General features: G+C 71.5%; 26 protein-coding genes. 13 read left to right on the top strand and 13 right to left on the bottom strand.

The annotated features are described in order from the left end of the window. Positions 1–468, top strand: coding sequence for a hypothetical protein (locus tag TSH58p_RS02185; RefSeq protein WP_199230051.1), 468 nt, complete (start codon positions 1–3; stop codon positions 466–468). A gap of 9 nt (positions 469–477) precedes the next feature. Here TSH58p_RS02185 and TSH58p_RS02180 read toward each other — a convergent pair whose 3' ends face one another. From TSH58p_RS02180 to TSH58p_RS02165, 4 genes are all read right to left on the bottom strand, one after another. After that, entirely contained in the window at positions 478–1,290 is an 813-nt protein-coding gene (locus tag TSH58p_RS02180) for an aminotransferase class IV (protein ID WP_109068758.1), read from the bottom strand. Continuing rightward, positions 1,287–2,648, bottom strand: a complete 1,362-nt coding sequence (gene pabB, locus TSH58p_RS02175; protein WP_109068759.1) for an aminodeoxychorismate synthase component I — start codon at positions 2,646–2,648, stop codon at positions 1,287–1,289. The genes TSH58p_RS02180 and pabB overlap by 4 nt, the downstream gene beginning before the upstream one ends. A 29-nt stretch (positions 2,649–2,677) precedes the next feature. Further along, positions 2,678–3,463, bottom strand: coding sequence for an SDR family oxidoreductase (locus TSH58p_RS02170; RefSeq protein WP_109068760.1), 786 nt, complete (start codon positions 3,461–3,463; stop codon positions 2,678–2,680). Between the two features lie 101 nt (positions 3,464–3,564). Next, positions 3,565–4,110, bottom strand: coding sequence for a hypothetical protein (locus TSH58p_RS02165; protein ID WP_247873889.1), 546 nt, complete (start codon positions 4,108–4,110; stop codon positions 3,565–3,567). Positions 4,111–4,421: 311 nt separating this feature from the next. On the opposite strand from TSH58p_RS02165, the gene trxC reads away from it, so the two are divergent. Beyond that, complete coding sequence (trxC, locus tag TSH58p_RS02160) at positions 4,422–4,871, top strand: thioredoxin TrxC (RefSeq protein WP_109068762.1); 450 nt, start codon at positions 4,422–4,424, stop codon at positions 4,869–4,871. Between the two features lie 3 nt (positions 4,872–4,874). On the opposite strand, the gene TSH58p_RS02155 is transcribed toward trxC, so the two are convergent. From TSH58p_RS02155 to TSH58p_RS02145, 3 genes are all read right to left on the bottom strand, one after another. Continuing rightward, positions 4,875–5,486: a response regulator transcription factor gene (locus tag TSH58p_RS02155; protein WP_109068763.1), complete on the bottom strand. Its 612-nt coding sequence runs from the start codon at positions 5,484–5,486 to the stop codon at positions 4,875–4,877. After that, positions 5,476–7,329 (bottom strand): sensor histidine kinase, encoded by a 1,854-nt coding sequence (locus TSH58p_RS02150; RefSeq protein ID WP_109068764.1) that lies wholly within the window; start codon positions 7,327–7,329, stop codon positions 5,476–5,478. The genes TSH58p_RS02155 and TSH58p_RS02150 overlap by 11 nt, the downstream gene beginning before the upstream one ends. Positions 7,330–7,447: 118 nt before the next feature. Continuing rightward, positions 7,448–7,651 (bottom strand): DUF2892 domain-containing protein, encoded by a 204-nt coding sequence (locus TSH58p_RS02145; protein WP_109068765.1) that lies wholly within the window; start codon positions 7,649–7,651, stop codon positions 7,448–7,450. A gap of 120 nt (positions 7,652–7,771) precedes the next feature. Here TSH58p_RS02145 and TSH58p_RS02140 point away from each other — a divergent pair, with 120 nt between their 5' ends. Genes TSH58p_RS02140 through TSH58p_RS02130 form a run of 3 tightly spaced genes read left to right on the top strand, consistent with a single transcriptional unit; the run spans position 7,772 to position 12,452 of the window. Beyond that, entirely contained in the window at positions 7,772–8,830 is a 1,059-nt protein-coding gene (locus TSH58p_RS02140) for an efflux RND transporter periplasmic adaptor subunit (protein WP_109068766.1), read from the top strand. An 11-nt stretch (positions 8,831–8,841) separates the two neighbouring features. After that, positions 8,842–12,075 carry an efflux RND transporter permease subunit gene (locus tag TSH58p_RS02135; protein WP_109068767.1) on the top strand — a complete coding sequence of 1,078 codons (3,234 nt, stop codon included), beginning with the start codon at positions 8,842–8,844 and terminating at the stop codon, positions 12,073–12,075. Positions 12,076–12,077: 2 nt separating this feature from the next. Continuing rightward, entirely contained in the window at positions 12,078–12,452 is a 375-nt protein-coding gene (locus TSH58p_RS02130) for a rhodanese-like domain-containing protein (RefSeq protein WP_247873890.1), read from the top strand. An 11-nt stretch (positions 12,453–12,463) separates the two neighbouring features. On the opposite strand, the gene TSH58p_RS02125 is transcribed toward TSH58p_RS02130, so the two are convergent. Continuing rightward, positions 12,464–12,850: a helix-turn-helix transcriptional regulator gene (locus tag TSH58p_RS02125; RefSeq protein ID WP_199230052.1), complete on the bottom strand. Its 387-nt coding sequence runs from the start codon at positions 12,848–12,850 to the stop codon at positions 12,464–12,466. 185 nt (positions 12,851–13,035) lie between these two features. Between TSH58p_RS02125 and TSH58p_RS02120 the strand changes: the two genes are divergently transcribed. The 5 genes from TSH58p_RS02120 (at position 13,036) to TSH58p_RS02100 (ending at position 15,895) form a co-directional block, all read left to right on the top strand. Further along, entirely contained in the window at positions 13,036–13,497 is a 462-nt protein-coding gene (locus TSH58p_RS02120; RefSeq protein WP_247873891.1) for an OB-fold nucleic acid binding domain-containing protein, read from the top strand. 92 nt (positions 13,498–13,589) lie between these two features. Next, positions 13,590–14,108, top strand: a complete 519-nt coding sequence (locus TSH58p_RS02115; RefSeq protein WP_109068769.1) for a sigma-70 family RNA polymerase sigma factor — start codon at positions 13,590–13,592, stop codon at positions 14,106–14,108. A gap of 3 nt (positions 14,109–14,111) precedes the next feature. Beyond that, positions 14,112–14,930: an anti-sigma factor gene (locus TSH58p_RS02110; RefSeq protein WP_109068770.1), complete on the top strand. Its 819-nt coding sequence runs from the start codon at positions 14,112–14,114 to the stop codon at positions 14,928–14,930. A gap of 58 nt (positions 14,931–14,988) precedes the next feature. Further along, the gene (locus tag TSH58p_RS02105; protein ID WP_109068771.1) at positions 14,989–15,324 is read left to right on the top strand and encodes a hypothetical protein; all 336 of its coding nucleotides are present in this window, start codon (positions 14,989–14,991) and stop codon (positions 15,322–15,324) included. A 139-nt stretch (positions 15,325–15,463) separates the two neighbouring features. Further along, positions 15,464–15,895, top strand: a complete 432-nt coding sequence (locus TSH58p_RS02100; RefSeq protein ID WP_109068772.1) for a hypothetical protein — start codon at positions 15,464–15,466, stop codon at positions 15,893–15,895. Positions 15,896–15,942: 47 nt separating this feature from the next. Here the strand turns inward: TSH58p_RS02100 and TSH58p_RS02095 are convergent, their stop codons facing one another. Then, the gene (locus TSH58p_RS02095) at positions 15,943–16,245 is read right to left on the bottom strand and encodes a hypothetical protein (RefSeq protein WP_109068773.1); all 303 of its coding nucleotides are present in this window, start codon (positions 16,243–16,245) and stop codon (positions 15,943–15,945) included. 217 nt (positions 16,246–16,462) lie between these two features. Between TSH58p_RS02095 and TSH58p_RS02090 the strand changes: the two genes are divergently transcribed. Continuing rightward, a complete protein-coding gene (locus TSH58p_RS02090; RefSeq protein ID WP_109068774.1) occupies positions 16,463–17,170 on the top strand; it encodes an extensin family protein in 708 nt (235 codons plus the stop codon). 128 nt (positions 17,171–17,298) lie between these two features. On the opposite strand, the gene TSH58p_RS02085 is transcribed toward TSH58p_RS02090, so the two are convergent. Beyond that, on the bottom strand, positions 17,299–18,339 hold the full coding sequence (locus TSH58p_RS02085) for an MBL fold metallo-hydrolase (RefSeq protein ID WP_109068775.1): 1,041 nt from the start codon (positions 18,337–18,339) through the stop codon (positions 17,299–17,301). A 211-nt stretch (positions 18,340–18,550) separates the two neighbouring features. Here TSH58p_RS02085 and TSH58p_RS02080 point away from each other — a divergent pair, with 211 nt between their 5' ends. Then, positions 18,551–18,739: a hypothetical protein gene (locus tag TSH58p_RS02080; RefSeq protein ID WP_109068776.1), complete on the top strand. Its 189-nt coding sequence runs from the start codon at positions 18,551–18,553 to the stop codon at positions 18,737–18,739. 41 nt (positions 18,740–18,780) lie between these two features. Here the strand turns inward: TSH58p_RS02080 and putA are convergent, their stop codons facing one another. Together putA and proC are read right to left on the bottom strand one after the other, a co-directional pair. After that, on the bottom strand, positions 18,781–22,539 hold the full coding sequence (putA, locus tag TSH58p_RS02075) for a trifunctional transcriptional regulator/proline dehydrogenase/L-glutamate gamma-semialdehyde dehydrogenase (protein WP_109068777.1): 3,759 nt from the start codon (positions 22,537–22,539) through the stop codon (positions 18,781–18,783). 82 nt (positions 22,540–22,621) lie between these two features. Beyond that, entirely contained in the window at positions 22,622–23,404 is a 783-nt protein-coding gene (gene proC / locus TSH58p_RS02070; protein ID WP_247873892.1) for a pyrroline-5-carboxylate reductase, read from the bottom strand. A gap of 300 nt (positions 23,405–23,704) precedes the next feature. Here proC and TSH58p_RS02065 point away from each other — a divergent pair, with 300 nt between their 5' ends. Further along, complete coding sequence (locus TSH58p_RS02065; protein WP_035679469.1) at positions 23,705–24,166, top strand: Lrp/AsnC ligand binding domain-containing protein; 462 nt, start codon at positions 23,705–23,707, stop codon at positions 24,164–24,166. 18 nt (positions 24,167–24,184) lie between these two features. On the opposite strand, the gene TSH58p_RS33530 is transcribed toward TSH58p_RS02065, so the two are convergent. Then, complete coding sequence (locus TSH58p_RS33530; RefSeq protein ID WP_199230053.1) at positions 24,185–24,331, bottom strand: hypothetical protein; 147 nt, start codon at positions 24,329–24,331, stop codon at positions 24,185–24,187. Positions 24,332–24,667: the final 336 nt, after the last annotated feature.

Here is a 24,667-nt window from a genome sequence, read left to right as displayed (position 1 = left end):
ATGGCGATGCGCTCCACGCGCCGGGCGGCGCTGGCTCTGGCCGGATTCGCCGGGATGACCGCCGCCATGGCGGGGCGGAAGGCCGGGGCGGACCAGCCCGGCGTCCACCGCGTCGCCATCCAGGTCAGCAGCAACGACCCGGCGCTGATGAACATGGCGCTGAACAACGTCAAGAACATCATCGAGTACTACAAGACCATCGGCGAGACGGTGGAGGTCGAGCTGGTCACCTTCGGCCCCGGCCTGCACATGCTGCGCGCCGACCGCTCGCCGGTGAAGGAACGCCTGACGTCGTTGAAGGGCAGCCTGCCGACCCTCACCTACTCCGCCTGCGAGAACACCCGCAACGGCATGATCCGCGTGGAGCAGGGCGAGGTTCCCATGGTGCCGGAAGCCAAGCTGGTGCCCTCCGGAGTCGTCCGCCTGATGCAGCTTCAGGAAGAGGGCTGGTCCTACCTCCGACCGTAAGCGGGCGCTCTATTCCGCCTCGGCGTCCTGCAGCAGGGCCGCCGTCACCGCCCCCACGGTCCCGGCGCCGATGGCCTGCCCGTCGACGCGCAGCAGCGGGCGTACGCCAAGGCTGTTGGTCAGGAAGGCTTCCTCGGCCCCCAGCAGGTCGGCGACGGCAAGCGGCTCCTCTCCGGCATCGCCCCGTTCCAGGATCAGCGCGCGGCGGATGCCCGGCAAAGCGCCCTCGGCGATCGGCGGGGTCAGCAGGCGCCCGCCGCGCAGGATGAACAGGTTCGCCACGCTGGACTCGGCCAGACGGCCCGCGCCGTTGAGCAGAAGCGCCTCTCCCGCGCCGCGCGCCGCCGCCTCCTGCCGGGCGAGGATGGAATCCAGGTAATTCAGCGACTTCACGCGCGACAGCGGCGAATGCTCGTTGCGCCGGGTGGATTGCGCGATGACCGCCTCCACCGGGCCGCCGGGCGGCGGCGCGGGAGCCAGGGTCATCAGCAGCGTCGGCACGGCGTCCGCCGGCGGTAGCACGCCGCGCGCTCCGGTACCCCGCGTCAGCGTGATCCGCAGCACACCCTGCGAGCGGCCCTCAGCCGCGATCAGCGCGTCGGCGGCGTCTGCCAGCGCCGCGGCGTCGTGGGGGAGCGGCAGGCCGAGCAGCGCCGCGCTGTCCGCCAGCCGGGTGAGATGCCGGTCGAGATGGCGGGCGGTGCCGCCGACCACCCGGATCGTCTCGAACAGCCCGTCGCCCAGCGTGAAGCCGCGGTCCGCCGGGTCGATCCGCGCCTCCTCCGCCGGCAGCAGGCGCCCGTTCAGCCAGACGACGCTCATGTCCTGACTTCTTCCAGCGCGCGGAGCTGGGCGCGGATCTTGACCATCATCTCCTCGTGCTCGCCCGCCGGATCGGAGTCGGCGACGATGCCGCCGCCGGCCTGGGCGATCACCGTATCCGGCGTGATCGACAGGGTGCGGATGACGATGCTGCTGTCCATCGCGCCGTCGAAGCCGAGCCAGGCGACGGACCCGCAATAGGCGCCGCGCCGCGCCACCTCCAGCTCGTCGATGATCTGCATGGCGCGGATCTTGGGCGCCCCGGTGATCGAGCCGCCGGGAAGCGCCGCCCGCAGCAGGTCCACCACCCCCAGGCCCGGCCGCAGCCGCGCCGTGACGACCGAGACGAGGTGGTGCACGCTGGCGAAGCTCTCCAGCCCGTGGAGAGTCGGCACCCGGACGCTGCCGATCCGCGACACCCGGCCGAGGTCGTTGCGCAGCAGGTCGGTGATCATCAGGTTTTCCGCCCGGTCCTTGACGCTGGCCACCAGTTCCGCGGCGGCGGCGGCGTCCGCGGCGGGGTCGGCGTAGCGCGGGCGGGTGCCCTTGATCGGGCGCGTCTCCACCTCCCCCGCGGCGCTGAGCCGGATGAAGCGCTCCGGCGAGGCGCTGGCGATGCGCAGGCGGGGGCCGCAGTCGAGATAGGCGGCGAAGGGCGCCGGGCTGATCGCGCGCAGCCGGCGGTACAGTGCGTAGGCGTCCAGACCGTCGCGCCGCTCGGCCAGGAAGCGCTGCGTGAAGTTGGCCTGATAGATGTCGCCAGCCCGGATGTACTCCAGCACCCGCTCCACCCGCGCCAGATAGTCGTCGCGGTCCAGCTCGCTCCGCCAGGGGGCGGCCGGGACGGCGCCGAGGGGGGACGCTCCGCCGCCCTCCAGCCGGGCCGCCAGGGCGCGGGCGCGGTCCTCCGCCTCCGGGCGGGCGGCGATCACCCAGGCGCGGCGCTCCGCATGGTCGAAGGCCGCCACCGCGTCGTAGAAGCCGAAGGCCATCTCCCGCTGGCCGCCGGGGTTGGCGTGGCGCGAGCGGACCCGCTCCAGCCGCAGCCCCGCCTCGTAGCCGATGAAGCCGACGGCCCCGCCGCAAAAGGGCGCCGGTCCCGGCGGGGTCCCGGGCCGGGCGTGGCGCGCCAGTTCCTCCGCCAGCACGGCGAAGGGGTCGCCGTCCACCGGCCGGCCGTCGAGATGCGCCCGCCCGTCCAGCGACTCCAGCGTGCGGAAGGGCTCCGCCGCGATGTAGCTGTAGCGGCCATGGGCGGGGTGCGGGGCGGCGCTGTCGAGCAGCATCGACCAGGGCTGTCCGGACAGGGCGCGGAAGGCCTCCGCCGGATCGGCGCATGACAAGGGGATCGCCAGCATGGCGGCTCAGCTTCCTGTAGGACCGGCCTTCACATGAGAATGGTGGCGCCGCCGTCCACCACCAACACATGCCCATTGACGTAGGACGCGGCGGGCGAGGCCAGGAACACTGCGGCCCCGGCGATCTCCTCCGGGCGGCCCCAGCGGCCGATCGGGGTGCGTCCCTCGAAATAGGCGGACAGGGCGGGGTTGCCGGTGATGCCGGCGTTGGTCTCCGTCGCGAAGAAGCCCGGCGCGATGGCGTTGCTGGTCAGGCCCTTTCCGCCATATTCGGCGGCGAGCGCCCGCACCATGCCGGCCAGCCCGGCCTTGGCGGCGGCGTAGACCGCGTCGTTGGCGCGGGCGATCTGTCCGGAGATGGAGGTCACCGTGATCAGCCGCCCGAAGCCCTGGGGCAGCATCAGCCGCGCCGCTTCCCGCGCCAGGATCAGGCCGGCGGCCAGATCGACGTTGAGCAGATCGCTGATCTCCTCGTCCGCGAAGTCGGTCAGCGGCTTGCGGTTGCGCTGCCCGACATTCTGGACCAGCACATCCAGCCGCCCATGGTCCCGCCCGATCCGCGCGAAGGCGTCCCGCACCGCGTCCCGGTCGGCCACGTCGAAGGCCAGCACGGAGGCCCGCCCGCCCGCCGCGGCGATGGCCTCGGCCAGCGGTTCCAGCCGCGCGGCGTCGCGCCCGTTCAGCAGCACATGGGCGCCCGACCCGGCCATGGCGCGGGCGATTTCCAGACCCAGCCCGCGCCCGGACCCGGTGACCAGCGCCACCCGGCCTTCCAGCGAGAACTGCGACAGATAGGGAAGATGCGGAGCGGTCATGGTCACCGATGCCGATGCGGGGGACGTGGATGGTTTCGAAGGTTTAGCAGATGCCCCGCCGAATGGCACCCCGTCCGGCGTCAGACTTCAAGTGTCGGACTTCAGGCGCGGGGAAGCAGTTCCACCGTTTCCGCGATGGTCCAGCCGTCCGCCCGCACCAGCCGCCCGATGCGGCCGTACAGCGTGGCGCCACCGGGCACGCGTCCCTCCGCGGCCCAGACATCGGCAGGGGGGGCGGCCAGCAGACCCAGCACCTCCACCGAGAAGACGACGCCGTTGCGGGCCAGCAGGCGCCCGAAGGGCTCCGTCCCCTCGCGAAGCTGCTCGGCGAAAGCCGGGGAAAAGCCGTCGAGCGCGATGCGGATGCTCGCCAGCTCCACCGGCAGCGCGTCCGGCCCGACGGTCAGCACGATGTCGCGCAGCAGCGCCGTCCCGTCCGACTCAGCCCGCTGGCGCAGCACCCGCACGCCCACCGCTTCGCCCCACCGCTCCGACAGGACGGCGGTCATGCCGCGGTCGTGGTCGAGCAGCGCGCGGTAAGGCGCCGGGACCGCGTCCGCGGGCAGCGTGGACAGCGCCCGTGCCCCGGCACCCCATCCCGCCGTCAGCGCCCGCGCGCGCGCCAGGGCGGGGCCGGGATCGTCCATGGAGGAACAACCGGCGGCGGAAGCGGGCGAAAAGGAAGGCTTCATTCGAAATCGCGGTTCTGCGGAAGGGCTTGGGCGGAACGACCTGGCCATTCCCGGCGGGGGACGGCCACGGGCCGGCATTCTAGGAACAGCGCCGCTCCAACCGCAATGCCGAAGGCGCACATCCCAGGGTCGTGCCGACCGCTTGACCCCACAATGATAGGGGTCGCCGACCGCAGCCCTGTCCCGCGCCGCCGGCCTCTTGCGCTTCACGGGCTCTGCATTAGATCACGCTCATAAAGACGCCCGTCCTGGAGGGAAGCCGCGCCATGTCCGACTTTCTGCACGTCGCCTGCCCAAGCTGCGACACCCTGAACCGCATGCCGCGCGGACGCCTGGACCAGCCCGGTGCCGGGAAATGCGGCCGCTGCGGACAGCCGCTGTTCCAGGGCAAGCCCCTCGCGCTGACCGCCGCCCGCTTCACCGCCCAGGCGGAACGCAGCGACCTGCCGTTGCTCATCGACTTCTGGGCGGAATGGTGCGGGCCGTGCCGGATGATGGCGCCGGTCTTCGAGCAGGCCGCCGGCCAGTTGGAACCCCATGTCCGCCTCGCCAAGGTCGACACCGAGGCCGCGCCCGATCTCGCCGCCCGCTTCGGCGTGCGCAGCATCCCGACCCTTGTCCTCGTCCATCATGGGCGCGAGGTGGCGCGCACCGCCGGGGCGATGCCGCTGCCCGCCCTGCTCGGCTGGGTCCGGCAGGCGATGGCAGCGGTCTGAGCGCTACTCCGCTTCCAGCAGAAGGCGGGTCAGGTCGGAAACGGAGGCGACCTCCAGCTTGTCCATGACGTTGTGGCGGTGGACCTCCACCGTCTTCAGGCTGAGGTTGATCTCCGCCGCGATGACCTTGTTCGGCTTGCCCTGCACCACCAGATCGGCGACCTGCCGTTCCCGCGGGGTCAGGCGGGCCAGCAGGGCGCGGACCTGGGCCTTGCGCGCCTGGGCCTCCCACGCCCGGCGGGACGTCTCCAGCGCCTCGTGCACCCGGTCGAGCAGGAGCTGGTCGTTGAAGGGCTTCTCGATGAAGTCCACCGCCCCGGCGCGGAAGGCGCGGGCGGCCATCGGCACGTCGCCGTGGCCGGTGATGACCACGACGGCCAGGACGGAGCCGGCGCGGGCCAGCGTGTCCTGCAACTCCAGCCCGCTCATCCCCGGCATGCGCACGTCGGTGACGAGGCAGCCGGGCCGGTCGGCGCGGACGGCGCGCAGGAACTCCTCGCCGGAGCCGAAGGACTCCACCGCCACGCCCAGCGAGCCGATCAGCCAGCCCAGCGAGTGGCGCATCGCCGGATCGTCGTCCACCACGTAAACGGTGCGGGCCGCGTCAGCCTGCATTGTCCTTTTCCTCCGCTGCGGGCAGGACGAAGCGCACCACGGTGCCCCCGCCCGGATGATCGGTGGCCCAGAGATGGCCGCCATGGCTTTCCACGATGGTCCGGCAGATCGACAGCCCCAGCCCCATGCCGCCGGGCTTGGTGGTGAAGAAGGGGTCGAACAGGCGCGCCCGCGCGTCCTCCGACAACCCGTGCCCGCGGTCGGCCACGGCGATCTCCACCCGCCCTTCCGCGTCCAGGCCGGTGCGCACCGTGACGCCCTGTCCTTCCCCCGCCTCGCCGTCCGCCCCGCCATCCATGGCGTCCAGCGCGTTCTTGACGAGGTTCAGGACGACCTGCTCGATCTGCACGCGGTCGGCCAGGACCGGCGGCAGGCCGGGGGCCAGGGCGCGGATCACCAGGATGTTGCCGCTGCGCGCCCGCCCCTCGCAGAGTTGCAGCGCCGCCTCCACCGCGCCGTTGACGTCGGCCGGCTCCAGCTGGACGGCGCGCTTGCGCACGAAGTCGCGGATGCGGGCGATGATCTGCCCGGCGCGGTCGGCCTGGGCGGCGATGGCGCGCGACGCCTCCGCGAACTCGGCGGGGCTGCCAACCCCGGCCTCAAGCCGCCGGGTGCAGCCGCGCGCGTAGTTGGCGATGGCGCCCAGCGGCTGGTTCAGCTCATGCGCGATGTTGCTGGCCATCTCGCCGAGGATGGAGAGGCGGGCGACATGGTCCATCTCCTTCTGCCGTTCCCGCGCGGTGTCCTCGGCGCGGCGGCGTTCGGTCATCTCGCGGCGCAGCTCGCGGTTGGCCGCGCGCAGTTCCGCCGTGCGCACCTTGATGAGATGCTCGACCCGCAGCGAATGGACCGTCCACCACAGCAGGGCCAGCGCCGCCAGCGCCAGCCAGTGCCAATGCTCCCGCGCGAGGTCGAGGAGGGTGACGTCGCGCAGATGCTCGTAGGGGCCGATGCGCAGGCTGCGGAACAGGCCGTGGACCGGCTGGTAGTCCATCGGCACCGTCCAGCCCTCATAGCCGCCGGCCAGCGCCGCGGGATGGCCCTCCGGCATCTGGAACAGCGCGACCACCACCGCCTTGGCCAGCTCCTCCGGCGTGCTGGCCAGCCGGGCGAGCGGCCAGTCGGGATAGAGTCCGGTGGACAGGGCGCAGCCGAACCCCGGCTCCGTCCGGGCGCCGACGACCTGGAACCCCGCGCGGTCGAGGTGGCCTTCCTGCGCCAGCTCCTCCAGCACGCAGGCGCGCAGCACGCCGGCGTCCACCTCCCCGTCGCGGACGGCGAAGGCGACGCGGTCCACGGGGAAGCCGAAGAAGCGCAGCTCCTTCAAATCGCCGTAGGGATCGACCCCGGCCGTCAGCATCGCCCCCCAGGCGACCTGGAAGCCGCCGAAGGCGTCGGGGTCAACCGCCATCACGGTCTTGCCCTTCAGGTCGGCGAGCGTCCGGATGTCGTCGCGCCCGGCGCGGACGATGAGCGCCGAGCCGACCGCCGCCCCCGACGCGCCGGAGCGGGAGGAGTGGAGCGTGGCGATGCGGGTGACGCCGTGACGGGCCTCCAGCTCCACATAGTTGCCGGTGTTGGTCAGCACGAAATCGACGCTGCCGGCGGCCACCGCCGCGTCCATGCCCGGCAGGTCGAGCGGCACCATCACCGCCCCGCGCTGTGGAAAGCGATCGGCCAGATAGCGGACGGTCGGTTCCCAGACGGCGTTGGCGTGGTCGCCGCCGCGGTAGGCCAGCACGCCGACGCGGATCGGCGGCTCCGCCGCCTGGGCGGGAAGCCCGGCGGAGAGCACTCCCAGCAGCGCCAGCATCAGGCAACCCGGGCGGACCGTGAAGCGCATGGCATCCTTCGGACGGGTGAAGACGCGGGAAAGCCGCCGGAACGGCCCCCGACGCGCCGCATACACCCTTACGCCCGCGCTTTCAATCCGCCCGGGCCATCCGTCCAGGCACGGGCGCTCAAGGGAAGGCGACGCCGGGGCACAGCCCGATCCGCTTCAGCACGATCGCCAGCGGGCAGAAGCCGGTGAAGGCCGCCTGGAGCAGGTTGGCCCCGACGAAGGCGGTCAGCCACAGCCAGGCGGGGGTGTGAAGCTGGGACAGCGCAAGGCTCAGCAGGATCACGGTTCCGGCGAACGCCATGACGACGCGGTCGATGCTCATGGTGCGAACTCCCTCAGGTCGGGTGGCGCGGAATTCATTCGTTGAAACTAATTTAGTAATATCTAATTTATGGAGTCAAGACACCCCGAGTCCCGCACCTCCCGTCCGAAGTGGTCCGCCATGCCCCGCTCCCTCCTCCCACGCTCGCCGATCCGCATGGCCCTGCTCGCCGTTGCCCTGCTGGCGGGCCTCCTTCCCCTGAGCGCAAGGGCCTCCGATCCAAGCACGCTGACCATCCGGCCGCGCCCGGTGGCGGACCTGAAGGCCGTCTTCGCCACCGTGGAAAGCGTGCGCGAGACGCTGGCCCGCGCCCGCATCGGCGGCACCGTCGCCGATCTGACGGTGACGGAGGGCGACAAGGTGACCGTCGGGCAGGTCATCGCCACCGTGCGCGACCCCAAGCTGCCGCTCCAGCTCACAGCACTCGACGCGCGCATCCGGGCGCTGACGGCGCAGCAGCATCAGGCGGAGCTGGAGCTGGGCCGCGCCCGCCAACTCCGCGCCAGCGGCACCGGCACGCAGCAGCGGCTGGACGATGCCCAGGCCGCGCTGGACGTGGCCGGCGCCCAGATCGCCGCCATGGAGGCCGAACGCGCGGTCGTCGCCCAGCAGTCGCGGGAGGGGGAGGTGCTGGCCCCCGCCGCCGGGCGCGTCCTTCAGGTCAAGGTGATCGCCGGCGCCGTGGTCATGCCGGGCGAGCCGGTCGCCAGCATCGCCACCGACAGCTACATCCTGCGGCTCCGCCTGCCGGAGCGGCACGCCCGTTTCCTGAAGGAGGGCGACCCGGTGCTGGTCGGCCAGCGCGGGCTCGCCCCGGTGACGGTGTCCGTCGCCGATCCCGGCGCCACGGCGCTGGCGCGCGGCACCGTCCGGCAGGTCTATCCCGAGATGGCCGGCGGTCAGGTGGTCGCCGACGCCACGGTCGCCGGGCTGGGAGACTTCTTCGTCGGCGAGCGGGTGCGGGTCTATGTCGCCACCGGCACGCGCGACGCGGTGGTGATCCCGCCGGACTGGCTGCTGCGCCGCTTCGGCACCGACTTCGTCCGGCTGGCCGACGGGACGGAGGTCCCGGTCCAGGCGGGCGGCGAGATTTCCACGGTGGGTGACCGGCCCGGCGGGCTGGAGATCCTGTCCGGCCTGAAGCCCGGCGACGTGATCGTCCGCCCGGCGGGCTCGTGAGGGGGGACGCCATGAGGCTCGGCCTGTCCGGGATGCTGACGCGGACCTTCATCCGCTCCCCCCTGACCCCGCTGCTGTTGCTCGCCTCGCTGGCGGTGGGCGCCATCGCGCTCCTCTCCCTCCCGCGCGAGGAGGAGCCGCAGATCAGCGTCCCCATGGTGGACATCCTCGTCCAGGCGGACGGGCTGAAGGCCGGTGACGCGGTGGAGCTGGTCACCCGGCCGCTGGAGGAGATCGTCAAGGCCATCGACGGGGTCGAGCACACCTACAGCCAGACCATGGACGACCGCGTGGTGGTCACCGCGCGCTTCCTCGTCGGCACCCCGTCCGACGACGCCATCCTGCGCGTGCACGAGCAGGTCCGCGCCAACATGGACCGCATCCCGCTGGGCATTCCGGAGCCGCTGATCGTCGGGCGCGGCATCAACGACGTCGCCATCCTGACCCTCACCCTCTCCCCCAGGCCGGACGCCGCCGGGCGCTGGACCGTCAACGCCCTGCACGGGGTGGCCGACGACCTGCTGGGCCAGCTCACCCAGATCGAGGATGTCGGGCGCAGCGTCATCGTCGGCGGGAGCCCCGAGCAGATCCGCGTGGAGCCCGACCCGGAGCGGCTGGCGCTCTACGGCGTCACGCTGAACCAGCTCGTCGACAAGGTGAGGAACGCCAACCGCTCCTTCCTCGCCGGGTCGCTGCGCAACGCGGGCGGCAGCCTGCCGGTGGTCGCCGGCCGGACGCTCCAGGGCACGGCGGACATCGGGCTGCTTCTGGTCACCACCCGCGACGGGCGCCCCGTCTATGTGAAGGACGTGGCCGACGTGGTGGCGGGAGCGCGCCCGGACGAGAGCAGCGCCTGGCATCTGGTGCCGGACGGCACGGGCGGGCTGGTCCGGACACCCGCCGTCACCATCGCCATCGCCAAGCGCGCCGGCGCCAACGCCGTCACCATCGCCGACCGCGTGCTGGCGCGCGTCCAGGCGATCCAGGCGGAGGGGCTGCCGAAGGACCTCACGCTGACCGTCACCCGCAACTACGGCGAGACGGCCGACGAGAAGGTGAACGAGCTGCTGTTCCATCTGGCGCTCGCCACCGTCACCATCGTCGGGCTGATCGTCCTCGCCATCGGCTGGCGCGAGGGGCTGGTGACGCTGGTCGTCATCCCGACGACGATCCTGCTGACCCTGTTCGCGTCCTGGCTGATGGGCTACACCATCAACCGGGTCAGCCTGTTCGCCCTGATCTTCTCCATCGGCATCCTGGTCGATGACGCCATCGTGGTGGTGGAGAACATCGATCGCCACTGGTCGATGCGCGACGGGCGGAGCAAGGTCCAGGCCGCCGTCGAGGCGGTGGCGGAGGTCGGCAACCCGACCATCGTCGCCACCCTGACGGTCATCGCCGCCCTGCTGCCGATGATGGTCGTCTCCGGCCTGATGGGCCCCTACATGAGCCCGATCCCGGCCAACGCCTCCGCGGCCATGGTCTTCAGCTTCTTCGCCGCCATGGTGCTGACGCCCTGGCTGATGGTGACGCTGCGTCGGGGAGAGGCTCCGGCGGGTGGGCACGGCGAGCAGGATGGCGGGCAGGATGGCGGGCGGCTGGGGCGCCTTTACCGCGCCGCCGCGCGCCCGGTCATCCGCAGCAAGCGCCGGGCCTGGGTCTTCCTGCTGGCGGTCGGGGTGGCGACGCTCGCCTCGACGGGGCTGTTCTACAGCAAGGACGTGGCGGTCAAGCTGCTGCCCTTCGACAACAAGTCGGAGCTTCAGGTGGTGCTCGACCTGCCGCGCGGCGCGGCGCCCGAGGACACGGAGCGCACCCTGCTCGCCGCCGCCCGGAAACTCGCCGACCTGCCGGAGCTGGCCAGCCTCCAGGCCTACGCCGGGACCGCCGCACCCTTCACCTTCAACGGTCTGGTGCGGCACTACTACCTGCGCGACCAGCCGGAGCAGGGCGACCTTCAGGTCAACCTCGCCCCCAAAAGCGAGCGGAGCCGCAGCAGCCACGCGATCGCGCTCGACATCCGGGCGCGGCTTTCCGATCTGCCCCTGCCCGCCGGGACCGTGCTGAAGGTGGTCGAGGTGCCGCCCGGTCCGCCCGTGCTGTCCACCCTGCTGATGGAGGTCTACGGCCCCGACGCCGAGGCCCGCCGCAAGGCGGCGCTGGCGGTGGAGGACGCCTTCCGCGGCGTGGACTTCATCGTCGATGTGGAGAACAGCATCCGCCCGACCGGCGAACGGCTGCGTTTCGCGCTGGACCGCGAAAGCCTGGAGTTCCATGGCGTGGAGGAGCAGGCCGTCTACGACACGCTGCGCGCGCTGACGGGCGGCGTTCCGGTCGGCTACTCGCACCGCGGCGCGGGGCGCACGCCCGTCGAGATCGCCGTGCAGATGCCGCGCTCCGGCCTGTACCTGTCCGAGCGCCTGCTGGCCACCCCGGTTCCGGGGGCGCGCGGCACGGTGGAGCTGGGCGATCTGGTGACGATGACGCGGGAGCCCGCTTCCCACACGCTGTTCCGCCACAACGGGCGCTTCGCGGAGATGGTCATGGCCGATCTGGCCGGTCGGTTCGAGGCGCCGGTCTACGGCATGCTGGCGGTGCAGGAGCGGCTGAAGGCCGTCGATTGGGCCGCCGCCGGGCTGGCCGCCGCGCCGGAGATCCGGCTGCACGGCCAGCCGGACGACCAGAGCCGGCCCGTGCTGCTGTGGGACGGCGAGTGGGAGATCACCTACGTCACCTTCCGCGACATGGGGGCGGCCTTCGGCGTGGCGATCCTGGGCATCTATCTGCTGGTCGTCGCGCAGTTCGGCAGCTTCACGCTGCCGCTGGTCATCCTGGTGCCGGTGCCGCTGACGCTGATCGGCATCGTGCTGGGCCACTGGCTGTTCGGCGCGGCCTTCACCGCCACCTCGATGATCGGCTTCATCGCGCTGGCCGGGATCATCGTGCGCAACTCCATCCTCCTGGTGGATTTCATCCGCCATCTGCGGGAGCGCGGGACGCCGCTGCGCGAGGCGGTGCTGGAGGCCGGGGCCATCCGCTTCAAGCCGATCCTGCTGACCGCCGCCGCCGCGATGATCGGCGCCGCCTTCATCCTGACCGACCCGATCTTCCAGGGGCTGGCGATCTCGCTGCTGTTCGGGCTGTTCAGCTCGACCCTTCTGACGGTTCTGGTGATCCCGGCGATCTACATCGTCCTGCGCGGGGACGCCGCCGACCGTCGTGACCGTTCCAACATCCAGGGATGACCATGCTCAAGACCCTTCTCGCCTTCCTCGGCATCAACCGGAGCGCCAACACCATGAGCGACCGGATCAGGACCGTCGACGCCGCCACCGTCATGGGCTGGCTGAGGGACGGCTCGGCGGTGATCGTCGATGTCCGCGAACCGCAGGAGCACCGCGCCGGCCACATTCCCGGCGCCACGCTGGTGCCGCTGTCGCGGTTCGACCCGGCCCGCGTGCCGGACGCGACGGGCAAGCACCTCGTCTTCCATTGCCAGAGCGGGCGGCGCTGCGGCCCGGCCTCGGCCAGGATGGCGGAAAGCGGCTACACCGGGAGCATCTACCGGCTGAGCGGCGGCATGGCCGCCTGGATGGCCGCGTCCGGCCCGGTGGAGCGCTGAGACGGAGTGTTTCAGGGCGCCGGGTCCGCGCCGGCCACGCAGCGCGCGCCGACGCAGAACTGGCGGTACAGCTCCAGCAGGATCGGGCGCACCCGGTCCGATCCGATGCGGTAGTGGATCGAGGTGCCGTCGCGCCGGGTGGCGACCAGCCCCTCGTCCCGCAGCTTGGCGAGATGCTGGGACAGGTTCGACTGCGACAGGCCGAGCCGCCGCGCGAGGTCGCCCACCGGCATCTCCCCGTCCAGCAGGCTGCACAGGATCATCAGCCGGTGGCGGCTGGCGATGGAGCGCAGGAAGGATTCCGCCTCGGCCGCCCGCGCTTCCAGCTCGGCGGGGTCGAGCGGCGGTTCGTTGGATGGCTGGGTGGATGGCTGGGTGGATGGCTCAGTGGATCGCATGGGCCTCATCCGCCCTCTAAATAAGGTGTTTCTAATTTATGGGCCGTCCCGCGGCGATCAAGCGGATTGTGATCGGCCATTCTGAACCGCGCTTGAACGCGCCGTTCAGGCGAGGCTCAGCCGCGCCTTGCCATGATCCCTTTCGACCGGGCGGACCACCCGCCCCTTGCGATGGAGACAGGATCATGCGCCATTCCACCACCCTCCCCGTTCTCGCCACTCCCGTTCTCGCCACTCCCGTTCTCGCCACTCCCGTTCTCGCCACTCCCGTTCTCGCCACTCCCGCCCTGGCCGCCCCCGTCCTGGCCGCGGCCTTCGCCGCCCTTCTGCTGTCCGGCCCCGCCGACGCCGGCGAGCGGCACCACACGGTTCAGGCCGCCTCGCCGCAGCCGGTCGCCGAGGTGCTGCGGGCCGGGGGCGGCACCGTCTCCGGGTCGGTCGCCGCGGTGGGCGTGACCTGGATGACCGTTCAGGATGGGAGCGGCCGGACGGATGTCACGATGCGCGGCTTCCTGCCGGAGGGCGTCCAGCCGGGCGCCCCCATCACCGTCACCGGACGTGTCCGCAAGGGCGGGCTGGTGGCCAGCGAGATCATCCTCGCCGACGGCTCGCTGCACCGGCCGACCCGCGACCGCGACGACGACTGACCGCGGAAAGCGTCCCGCCCCGGGATTAAAAGGCCCTCCCGAAACGAAAACGGAGCAGGAATTCGGGAAAATCCAGTCCACGGGGTGGAGACGTGACGTTCAGCCTGCGCGATCAACTGTCGAATCAACTGCGCTCCCTGCGCCGCTACGCCCTCGCGCTGGCGCGCAACCGCGACGATGCGGAGGATCTCGTGCAGGAGACGCTGGTGCGCGCCATCTCCGGATCCCGGACCTTCCGCCCCAACGGCGACCTGCGGTCCTGGCTGTTCGGCATCCTGCACAACGTCCACGTCAACGGCGTGCGGCGGGAGCAGGTGCGGGCGCGCGGCGCCTCGGCCATCGAGGCGATGGCCTACGGGCAGATGCCGCCCAACCAGCCCGACCATGTGGAGCTGATGCGGACCATCGAGGCCTTCTCCACCCTTCCCGACGAACAGCGGCGCGTCCTGACCCTCGTCGCCGTGGAGGGGATGAGCTACCAGGAGGCCGCCCGTCAGCTGGACATCCCGCTCGGCACGCTGATGTCGCGGCTGGCCCGCGGGCGGGAGGCGCTGCGGGTGGAGATGGGCCACCGGGATCGCGCCCAGACCGCCCTGCGGGCGGTGAGGTGAGCCATGGGCGGTGATCCCATCAGCCTCAACCAGGACGCCGACCTGCATCTCTACATGGACGGCGAGATGGAGCCGGCCCGCCGCGCCGCCTTCGAGGCGCAGCTCGCCGCCAACCCGGCCCTGGCCGCCAAGCTGCACGAATACCGGCACCAGCAGGAGATGCTGAAGCTCGGCCTGGACATGATGGCCGCCGTTTCGGTGCAGGAGACCGAAACGCTGGCCGGGCGCCTGCGCTGGCGCCTGGACATGGACCGCTTCACCCGGCGGGTCGCCCCGCTGGCCGCCGCGATGCTGCTGGTCATGGGGGGATGGAGCCTGACCGTGTGGGTGCAGTCGGGCGGGGCCGCCGGACCGCAGCTGGCCGGCGAGGTCGACGACGTCCCCGCCTTCGCGGACGAGGCGGCGGAGGCGCATTCCAAGGCCGTCGCGCTCAACACGCTGCGGCCGTCGCCACCCCAGATGGACGCCACGCCGGCTCCGGCCCAGACCGCCCAGGTGCCGCTGCCGGAGGGGCGCGGCATGACGGTGGCGCTTCCCGCCATCGGTCCCGAACTGACCCTGATCCGGGCCAGCATCGTGCCGTGGAACCATGGCACCGCTCTCCAGTTTCTCTACAGGGAGCCGGACGGCGAATTGCTGACCCTGTTCGTCGCGTCCGGAGGCCCGGCGCAGGACGGCACCCTGCACACCGTCGTGCAGGACAGCCTGCGGCTCGTTTACTGGCGGGCCGGGCTGGTCGCCTACACCGTCACCGGCAACAAGGCCGACGGCGATCTGCTGACCGTCGCCAAGAAGATGGCGGACAGCATCCGCCGATCCTGACACCGCACCGCCCGGAAACCTTGTCGGGCGGAGCCCCACCAGCCTGTGGAGCCCAGCCATGAGCCTGTACACCGATCCGGACGAGCGGAACGGCCATCCGCTGGACATGGTCGAAACCTTCATCGCCCGCGAGCATTGGGAACCGATCCTGCGGCAGGCCGCCTTCAACGGCATGGTGCTGGGCGCGGTCACCCTGCTGCTGGGGCTGGACGCGCTGCCCGGCCTCGCGATCATCCACATCATCACCTTCGCGTCGGGCATGGCCCAGGGCTTCCTGGCGCTGCGCCTGGAGGAGAGCGGGCAGGACGAGGCCGCCGTCGCCGTGGGGCGCCGCTCCATGGCCGCTTTCACGCTGGCCTCAGTCACGCTGTTCCTGATGCCCTTCGCGGCCTGATCCGCGCAGAAGTCACGCGCGGAACCGGCCGTTCCGTGTCATGGTCCCCGTCCCGCCGGGGACTTCTCCCCGGACGGGGATCTCAAGCCAGGGAATGGGACAGCCGATGCGGGGCAGGCAGACACGCGCCGGGAGCCGGATGCAGATCCGCGCGCCCTATCTCGACCCGGTGCGTGTGGGGGAGACCTCGGGAAACCTGCGCTGCCGCTGCTGCGGGCGGCCCGACGGGGTCGTCGTGCGCTGCCTGCCCGACGGGCGCTGGTACGACGGGGCGGACGAGACGTGGCGCGACGCTCGCGGCCGCCGCGTCCCCTGGCCGGAGGCCACCGAATACGCCGCCACCACCGACATCCTGGTCAGCGTCGAGGCGCTGCGCATCACCCGCTCGGCCGTCGAACGGGTCCGCCTGCTGTGCAACCGCTGCCGCCGGCTGGAGGGCGCCGTCCATGGCCGCGCCCGCGCCCGGATCAGCATCCTGCTGCGCCGGGCCATCGGCGACCTGTTCCTGGGCCGCTACGACGATCCCGCCGTCCTCACGGCGCTGGTGGACCTCTACCGCAAGGACGGCTGAGCCGACGCTTGCGCCTCAGTCTGCCGTTTCCTCAGTCTGCCGTTTCCTCAGCCGGCGGTGTCCTCGGCCATCCCGCCGTCGAGCCGTGCCGCCAACTCCCGCCGCGCCAGCAGCTCCGGCGCCACCGACGCCGCCGGCGCCGCGGTCGGCAGGCGGCCGTAGGCGCCGATGCCGAAGGCTCCGGCGTCGCCGACGATCCACTCCTCGGCGGGGGGAGGCGGGGGCGTCTCGATCTTCCGGAACAGCGCCGCGGCGGAGGCCAGCGCGGAGGAAGCGGTGAGCGGGATGGTGGAATTCGCGCGTTCGGTCCGGCCCTGCATGGCCAAGACTTCATCGTGAGCATCGGACATGGGCCTCTCCCTCACCACGTGACGAAGGGTAATGCTTGAACTGTGGCATGGAAGTCACGCTCCGTCCAATTGCACGAACGGATGAACCGCCGCTTGGACAACAGTCCGCCCCCAGCGCCGGTTCATAAGCAATTAGGGGGAATACGTTCCGGGGGAGCCGCGCGCCCGTGCCAAGCGTTCAGCCTGCGGCACCGCAACGGGGAGAGACGGCAGACGCATGGGACGGTTCTTCCGCTGGACGGCGGCGCTTCTGCTTCTCGCCGCCCTGGGCGGAGCGGCGATGGTGGGCACGGGCGTGGTGACGGTTCCGCCCCGCTATGATCCCTGGGCCCCGCTGGACATCGGGGATGTGCCGAACCTGCTGACCCGCCTCAAGCTGTCCCGGCTGGAGGGCGCGCCCCGGCAGTGCCACGCCGTCCTGGGCGCCGCGGGCCTGCGTTTCAGTCCGGTGACGGACCGGCAATCGGGCGAGGGTTGCGGCCTGACCGACGCGGTGCAGGTCAGCCGCTCAGCGGTGGCCTTCAACAGCGGCTTCACCGTCACCTGCCCGCTCGCCGCCGCCTGGATGCTGTTCGAGACGCACACGCTCCAGCCCGCGGCGCAGCGGCATTTCGGCCAGCGCGTGACGCGGGTGCGGCATCTGGGAAGCTACGCCTGCCGCAACGTCTATGGCCGGGCGGAGGGGCGCCGCAGCGAGCACGCCACCGCCAACGCCCTCGACATCGCCGGATTCACGCTGGCCGACGGGACCAGCATCGCCCTGCCCGGCGACTGGACATCGCAGGACGGGCGGAAGGGCGCCTTCCTGCGCGAGGTGCGCGACGGCGCCTGCGACGTCTTCCGCGCGGTGCTGGGCCCCGACTACAACGAGGCCCACCGCGACCACTTCCACCTCGACATGGGGCCGTACCGCGTCTGCCGGTGAGGCGGCTCCGGCGCGGTTAATGCGGATTGCAATCCGCTTTGGACCGCGATGGCGGTCCCGGCCGCACATGCGGCCGAAGCCCGCCGGCGAGTGAGGCGATGTGAGTCTAAAGCGAACGGATGTTCGCTTTAGGCGCTGTGGTAGGCCAGAACACCGTCGGCGCGCGTCTCGGTGCGCAGCTCCCCGCGCCCGACCATGTGGTTCAGGTGGGCCAGCGCCTCGCCGAAGGCGAAGCTCAGCTGGTGGGAATCCAGCGCCCGGCGGAACAGCACCGGCACCAGTTCCTTGCAGCTCAGCGGCTTGGCGCGGCAGGCCTCGGCGATCTGCGCGCAGCGGTCGGCGTGGTGGGCTTCCAGCGCGCGGGTGCGGTGGTCCAGCCCGTAGAAGGGCAGCCGATGGCCGGACAGGACCAGCGAGTCCGCCGCCACCTCCTCGCGGATCGCCGCCAGCGACGACAGGTAGAGCCCCAGCGGGTCGGCCTTGGGCTGCATCGCCGAGACGCTGACGTTGGGGGAAATGCGGGCGATGACCTGATCGGCGGCCAGGAACAGCCGGTCGGCGGCGCAATAGAGCATCGCCTGCTCCGGCGAATGGCCGCCGCCGGTCAGGATGCGCCAGTCGCGCCCGCCCAGCCGCATGGTCTGGCCGGGGATCATCCGCTCGAAGCTGGGGGCCAGCCCGGTCGTGCGGTTGAGGTAGCTGAGGCCGCGCTTCAGCATCTGCTGGATCTCGTCGGGCGACAGGCCCCCGGACTGGTAGAAGGCGTCCTGCGCCTCCAGCGTCTGGGGATCACGCCCCTGTTGCAGAAGCTTGGCGTAGAAATACTCGCTCTGCGTCATGTGCAGCGGCGGGGCGAAACGCTCGTGCAGCCAGCCGGCCAGACCGACATGGTCGGGGTGGAAATGGCTGACCACCAGCCGGACGATCGGCTTGCCGCCCAGCGCGCCGCGCAGCAGCCGGTCCCAGCACTCGCGGCTGACGTCGTCGCCCAGCCCGGTGTCGAACAGCGCCCAGCCGTCCCCTTCCTCGAAGAGGTAGAGGTTGACGTGGTCCAGCGCGTAGGGCAGCGGCAGGCGCAGCCACAGCACACTCGGCGCCACCTCCCGGACCGTTCCATTGTCCGGCGGTTCGGAAAACGGATGGCGGATGAGTTCGGCGTCGTCTTTCACCCTGATGATCCTCCTGCGCTGCGGTGCCCCCAAACCTCTTGGCTACCCGTTGGTTCGCGTCCGGTCAACTATCCGCAAATAGAACATTCCGGTCATTGACGCACCTTGCGTTTCGGTCCATGGCCGCTCCGGTGCGGGAGCATCGGCGGGGTCGCGACGAATGCGCCGCGCATCGGTTATCAAAAGGGCATTGCCGAAGGAGAATAGCCGGATGACCACCGCAACGTTCAGGATCATCCGTCACGCCGACGGGCCGGTTTTCTTTGATGACCGGACGATCACACTCGCGGAAGCGCAGATCATCATCAACGATGCCATCGCGCGTGGTGACCTGGAGGTCGGGTCCTTCCTGCGCATCGACGACGAGGAACTGGTGATCGAACGGGAGGTTGGGGGGTAGGCGGCGTACCGCCCACCCCGCAGCCCGTCCTTTTCGCCCCGTCAGCTCATCGCGACGAGGCTGGCGTTGCCGCCGGCCGCCGCGGTGTTGACGCTGATCGACCGCTCGTTCAGCAGCAGGTCGAGGTCGTAGCCTTCGCCCCGTCCCGCCGCCAGCGCCTCGGCGCTCGCCGCCTGCACCAGCAGGATCGGGCCGGGAAGCTCCGCGACGCGCCGGTTGATGGCGGTCACGCGCTCGCGGTCGCCCTCCACCAGAACCGCGGCGAGCGGCCCGACGTCCCGCCAATCCGCCGTCGTCCGCACCCGCGCGGCCAGGGCCGGCGGCAGGCCGCGCAGCAGCTCGGCCAGCTCCGGCGGGGCGTCCACCGCGGCGCTGTTGCCCGTCGCCAGGACCGCGCCGAGCTGGAGCAGCAGGCCCGTCCGCGTCTGCGGCAGCAGCAGGACGCGGCCCCGCCCGTGCAGCTCATAGAGGTTGCGCTCGCCCACCGGGCCGTTCAGCTCCGCGCCGCCGCCGATGGCGCTGCGCGCCGCATAGCCGGCGCAGCGCGACGCCTCCGCCGTGAAGCCCTTGGCGCGCAGCCACTCGCCATAGGCCTGCCCCGCCGCGCGCGCCGCGTCCGGCCCGCGGAACTCCAGCCAGCCCTTGGGACGGCGGCTCAGCAGGCGGGAGAGGTAGAGCGGACCGCCCGCCTTGGGGCCGGTGCCCGACAGGCCGTGGCCGCCGAAGGGCTGCACCCCGACCACCGCGCCGATGGTGTTGCGGTTGACGTAGACGTTGCCCGCGCCGATCCGCGCGGTCACCCGCTCGATGGTCGCGTCGATGCGGGTGTGCAGGCCGAAGGTGAGGCCGTAGCCCGTCGCGTTGATGGAGTCGACCAGGGCGTCCAGATCGTCGCGGTGGAAGCGGACGACGTGCAGGACCGGGCCGAAGACCTCCCGCTCAAGCTCATGGATGCCGCCGATCTCGATCACGGTCGGGGCGACGAAGGTGCCCTCCGCCGTCTCGGCGGGCAGCGGCAGGAACTCCACATTGCGGCCCTTGGCGCGCATCGCTTCGATGTGGCCGGCGATGGTGGCGCGGGCCTCATCGCTGATGACCGGGCCGACATCGACGGCCAGCCGGTCCGGGTTGCCGATGCGCAGCTCGCGCATGGCGCCCTTCAGCATGGCGAGCGTGCGGTCGGCCACGTCCTCCTGCAGGCAGAGGATGCGCAGGGCGGAGCAGCGCTGGCCGGCGCTGTCGAAGGCCGACGCGATCACGTCGCCCACCACCTGCTCGGCCAGCGCGGAGCTGTCGACGATCATGGCGTTCTGGCCGCCGGTCTCGGCGATCAGCGGGATCGGCGCGCCGTCCGGCAGCAGGCGCCCGGCGAGCTGGCGCTGGATCAGCCGCGCCACCTCGGTGGAGCCGGTGAACATCACGCCGCGCACCGCCTCGTGCCCGACCAGGGCGGCGCCGACCTCGCCCGCGCCGGGCAGAAGCTGGAGCGCCCCGGCGGGGATGCCCGCCGCGTGCAGGATGCGCACGGCCTCGGCGGCGATCAGCGGGGTTTCCTCGGCCGGCTTCGCCAGCACCGGGTTGCCGGCGGCCAGCGCCGCGGCGATCTGGCCGGAGAAGATGGCGAGAGGGAAGTTCCACGGGCTGATGCAGACCACCGGCCCCAGCGGGCGATGGGTGGCGTTGTCGAAGCGGTCGCGCACCTGCGCCCCGTAGTAGCGCAGGAAGTCGATGGCCTCCCGCACCTCGGCGATGGCGTTGGGCAGCGACTTGCCGGCCTCGCGGACGATCAGGCCGAGCAGGGTCGGCATCCGCTCCTGCATGGCGTCGGCGGCGCGGAACAGGCAGGCGGCGCGCTCCTCCGGCGGGGTGGTGGCCCAGGCGGGTGCCGCGGCGACGGCGTGGCCGAAGGTCTCCGCCACCAGGGCCTCGCTGGCCTCGGTCACCGAGCCGACCACGTCGCGGCGGTCGGCGGGGTTGCGCACCGGCTGGGCCTGCCCCGTCCGCTCCCCGTCCGCCAGCAGCGGCGCGGCGGTCCAGGTCATCGCGGCGCTCGCCGACAGGGCGGCCGACAGGCTGGCCAGCTCCGTCTCGTCCGACAGGTCGATGCCGGCGGAGTTGGCCCGCTCCGGCGCGTAGAGGTTCCGCGGCAGGGCGATCAGCGCGTGCGGCGCGCCCAGCGGGGCGATGGCCTTGGCGACCGCGACGGGATCGGCGACCAGCTCGTCGACCGGGACCGCCGGGTCGGCGATGCGGTTGACGAAGGAGCTGTTGGCCCCGTTCTCCAGCAGGCGACGGACCAGATAGGCCAGCAGCGTCTCGTGCGTGCCGACCGGCGCGTAGATGCGGCAGGGCCGCTTCAGCGGGCCGACGACCTCCTTGTAGAGCGGCTCGCCCATGCCGTGCAGGCACTGGAACTCGTACTTGCCGACCTGGAAGTCGCTGCCGGCCATCTCGTAGATGGTGGCGAGAGTCTGGGCGTTGTGGGTGGCGAACTGCGGGAACACCGCGTCGGGCGCGGCCAGCAGCTTGCGCGCGCAGGCGACGTAGGAGACGTCGGTGTAGACCTTGCGCGTGTAGACCGGGAAATCGGGCAGCCCGTCGAGCTGGGCGCGCTTGATCTCACTGTCCCAATAGGCGCCCTTGACCAGCCGGATCATCAGCCGGTGGCCGCTGCGCCGCGCCAGATCGACCAGGAAGTCGATGACGTAGGGGCAGCGCTTGCCGTAGGCCTGGACGACGAAGCCGATGCCGTTCCAGCCCGCCAGATCCGGGTCGAAGCAGAGCGATTCCATCAGGTCGAGCGACAGCTCCAGCCGGTCGGCCTCCTCGGCGTCGATGTTCAGGCCGATGTCGTAGCCCTTGGCGAGCAGCGCCAGCGCCTTCACGCGCGGCAGCAGCTCGTCCATCACCCGGTCGGCCTGGGCGCGGGAGTAGCGGGGGTGGATCGCCGACAGCTTGATGGAGATGCCCGGCCCCTCATAGACGCCGCGGCCCGCCGACGCCTTGCCGATGGCGTGGATGGCGTTCTCGTAGTCGGCGTAGTAGCGCGCGGCGTCCTCCGCCGTCAGCGCCGCCTCGCCCAGCATGTCGTAGGAGTAGCGGAAGCCCTCGGCCTCCATCGGGCGGGCGTTGGTCAGCGCCTCCTGGATGGTCTGGCCGGTGACGAACTGCTCGCCCATCATGCGCATGGCGAAATCGACGCCGCGGCGGATCAGCGGCTCGCCGCCGCGCGCGATCAGGCGCGTCAGGGCGGAGGACAGCGCCTGCTCCCCGCCCGCCGAGGTCAGCTTGCCGGTGATCAGCAGGCCCCAGGTGGCGGCGTTGACGAACATCGAGCCGCCCTTGCCGAGATGCGCCTGCCAGTCGCCGCCGGCGATCTTGTCGCGGATCAGCGCGTCGCGCGTGGCGTGGTCGGGGATGCGCAGCAGCGCCTCCGCCAGACACATCAGCGCCATGCCCTCCTGGCTGGACAGGCTGTATTCGTGGATCAGCCCCTCGACGCCGCGGCCCCGCGGCTTGGCGCGCAGGGCGGTGATCAGCTTGCGGGCGGTGGCCGCGGCGGCGGTGACGATGCCGGGCGGCAGCGCGGCCTGCTCGAACAGGAAGGGCAGGCACTCCGGCTCGGGCCGGCGGTAGGCGGCGGTGATCGCGGCGCGCAGCTCGGTCGCCGGTCGGATGGGCGGTGCGAAGTCCGCGAACGGTGCCGCGCCGCCGGAACGCGAGGCGGCGGACGGGGCAACGGTCCGGGTGTCGGCCCGGGTGGCGCCCCGGGTGGCGGTCGGGTTGGTCATGCTGTTCATCGGTGTCGTCCGCTCGAATCCGCAGGCCGGGGGCGAGCCGGTCCCTGATGGTGAAAAGGGGTGTGCTTCTCAGGCTTTCGGGTCAGGCTTTCGGGCCGGTTCCGCCCAGTTCGGCGGCACGCTGGGCCGCCGCGCGCAGGGTCGCGTTCAACAGACTCTGGAGGTGGTCATCGGCCATCAGCTTGGAAAGGCCCGCCGCCGTGGTCCCGCCGGGAGAGGTCACGCCGGCCCGCAGTTCCGCCGCCGGCTGGCCGGTGGCGCCCATCAGCGCCCCCGCCCCCTCGACCGTGGCGCGGGCCAGCCGTTCCGACACGTCGGCGGGCAACCCCACCTCGACGCCGGCGCGGGTCAGGCATTCCACGAGATAGAAGACATAGGCGGGGCCGGAGCCGGACAGCGCCGTGGCGGCGTCCACCAGCGCCTCGTCGGCCAGCCATTCCAGGCTTCCCACGGCGGTCAGCAGGGAGGCGGCGCGTTCCCGGCGGTCGGCCGGGCAGCCCGCCTCGGCGACCGCGACGGTGGCGCCGCGCCCGACCGCCGCCGGGAGGTTGGGCATCGCCCGCACCACGCTGCCCGCCGCCGGGAACAAGTGGCGCAGGTCGGCCAGCGTCTTGCCCGCCATGATCGACAGCACCAGCGTGTGCGGCGTCAGCATCGCCTGCACGTCCGCCGCCGCGCTCTCCACCATCTGCGGCTTGACCGCGACCACGAGGGTGTCGACCGCGGTGCCGTCCGCCGGGTTCAGCCGGACGCCGGTCCGCGCGGCCAGCTCGATCAGGTCCGGCGCGGGGCCGGGGTCGGCGACCGCAATGGCGGAGGCCGGCACGCCCTGCGCCAGCCAGCCGCGCAGCATGGCGCCGCCCATGCGTCCCGCACCCAGCAGAAGGATCGTACCGCCGCCCGGCGCCGATCCGGCGCCATCCGCAGCTTTGGGGTCCGCAGCTTTGGGGCCCGCAGCGTTGGGGCCCGCAGCGTTGGGGTCAATGTCGAAGGTCACGGTGTCTCTCACCCGATCCAATTCGTCTTCTCAAGACCGCCGTGTTCGCTTTGTTTTGCTTGTTCCACTGCGGCATCCGCAGATTATCGCGGAGTTCGCCGTGTCTCCACGGTTGTTTTCGTCTCTGGACCGCGATATCAACGGTTAAAGACGGCATGGAGCGAGGAAATGACGGAGCTTGACCGGACGGACCGGCGCATCCTGGCGATTCTGCAGATGGACGGGCGGATTTCCGCCGTGGATCTGGCGGAGCGGGTCGGCCTGTCGGCCACGACCGCCGGCGAGCGGATGCGGCGGTTGCTGAAGGACGGCTATGTCACGGGGTTCACGGCGCGGCTCGATCCGCACCGGCTGGGTTTCGGGCTGATGGTGTTCGTCGAGGTGCTGCTCGACAAGACGACGCCCGACGTGTTCGACCGCTTCGCCCAGGCCATCCGCCACGCGCCGGAGGTCCTGGAGTGCCACATGGTGGCGGGCGGGTTCGATTATCTGGTGAAGACGCGGGTGGCCGACATGGCGGCCTACCGGCGGTTCCTGGGGGATGTGCTGCTCTCGCTGCCCGGCGTCCGGGAAACCCGCACCTATGCGGTGATGGAGGAGGTCAAGAACGACGGCCCCCTCCCCCTCTGACTCAGGCGTGACGCCCGGTCACGAGGCCCGGACGGGGGCCATCGGACGACGCGGCGGAACGACGGCCCGCACCGTGGCGTGCAGCGTGGCCATGCCCAGCACCGACAGCGCCGTCAGGAAGCCGGTCAGCAGAAGCGCCAGCACCAGAAAGACCATCGTCTCCATGTCATACCTCCTTGCAATACCTGGAGGGAGGCTACGCCCGGTCCGGTTCCGGCGGATTGACCCGAGTCAATGGATGGACTGATTTCGGAGGCGGGCTTCTTTTTGTCCGCATCGCCGCCATCCTTGGCTGCGCAAGGCGGCTTTCGGTGCCGCCGCCGCGGCGCGCGGCGAAGAGGTTTTTCCCACCGGTTGCAGCACCCGGCCAGCGCGCCACCGGGGCGGATCCGCCTCACTGTGACCGAGATATCACGCATTTGAGATTTATTATCCTAAAATCGTCCCATTTAAGGCCACAGCGAAGTGGATAGTCTTAAGGGGTAAGCCAAAAGGCGAAAG

The sequence above is a fragment of the Azospirillum sp. TSH58 genome (genome assembly GCF_003119115.1).
Classification (GTDB): Bacteria; Pseudomonadota; Alphaproteobacteria; order Azospirillales; family Azospirillaceae; genus Azospirillum.
Note: the sequence above shows the minus strand (reverse complement) of the source record. Positions and strands in the feature narration are given on the sequence as shown.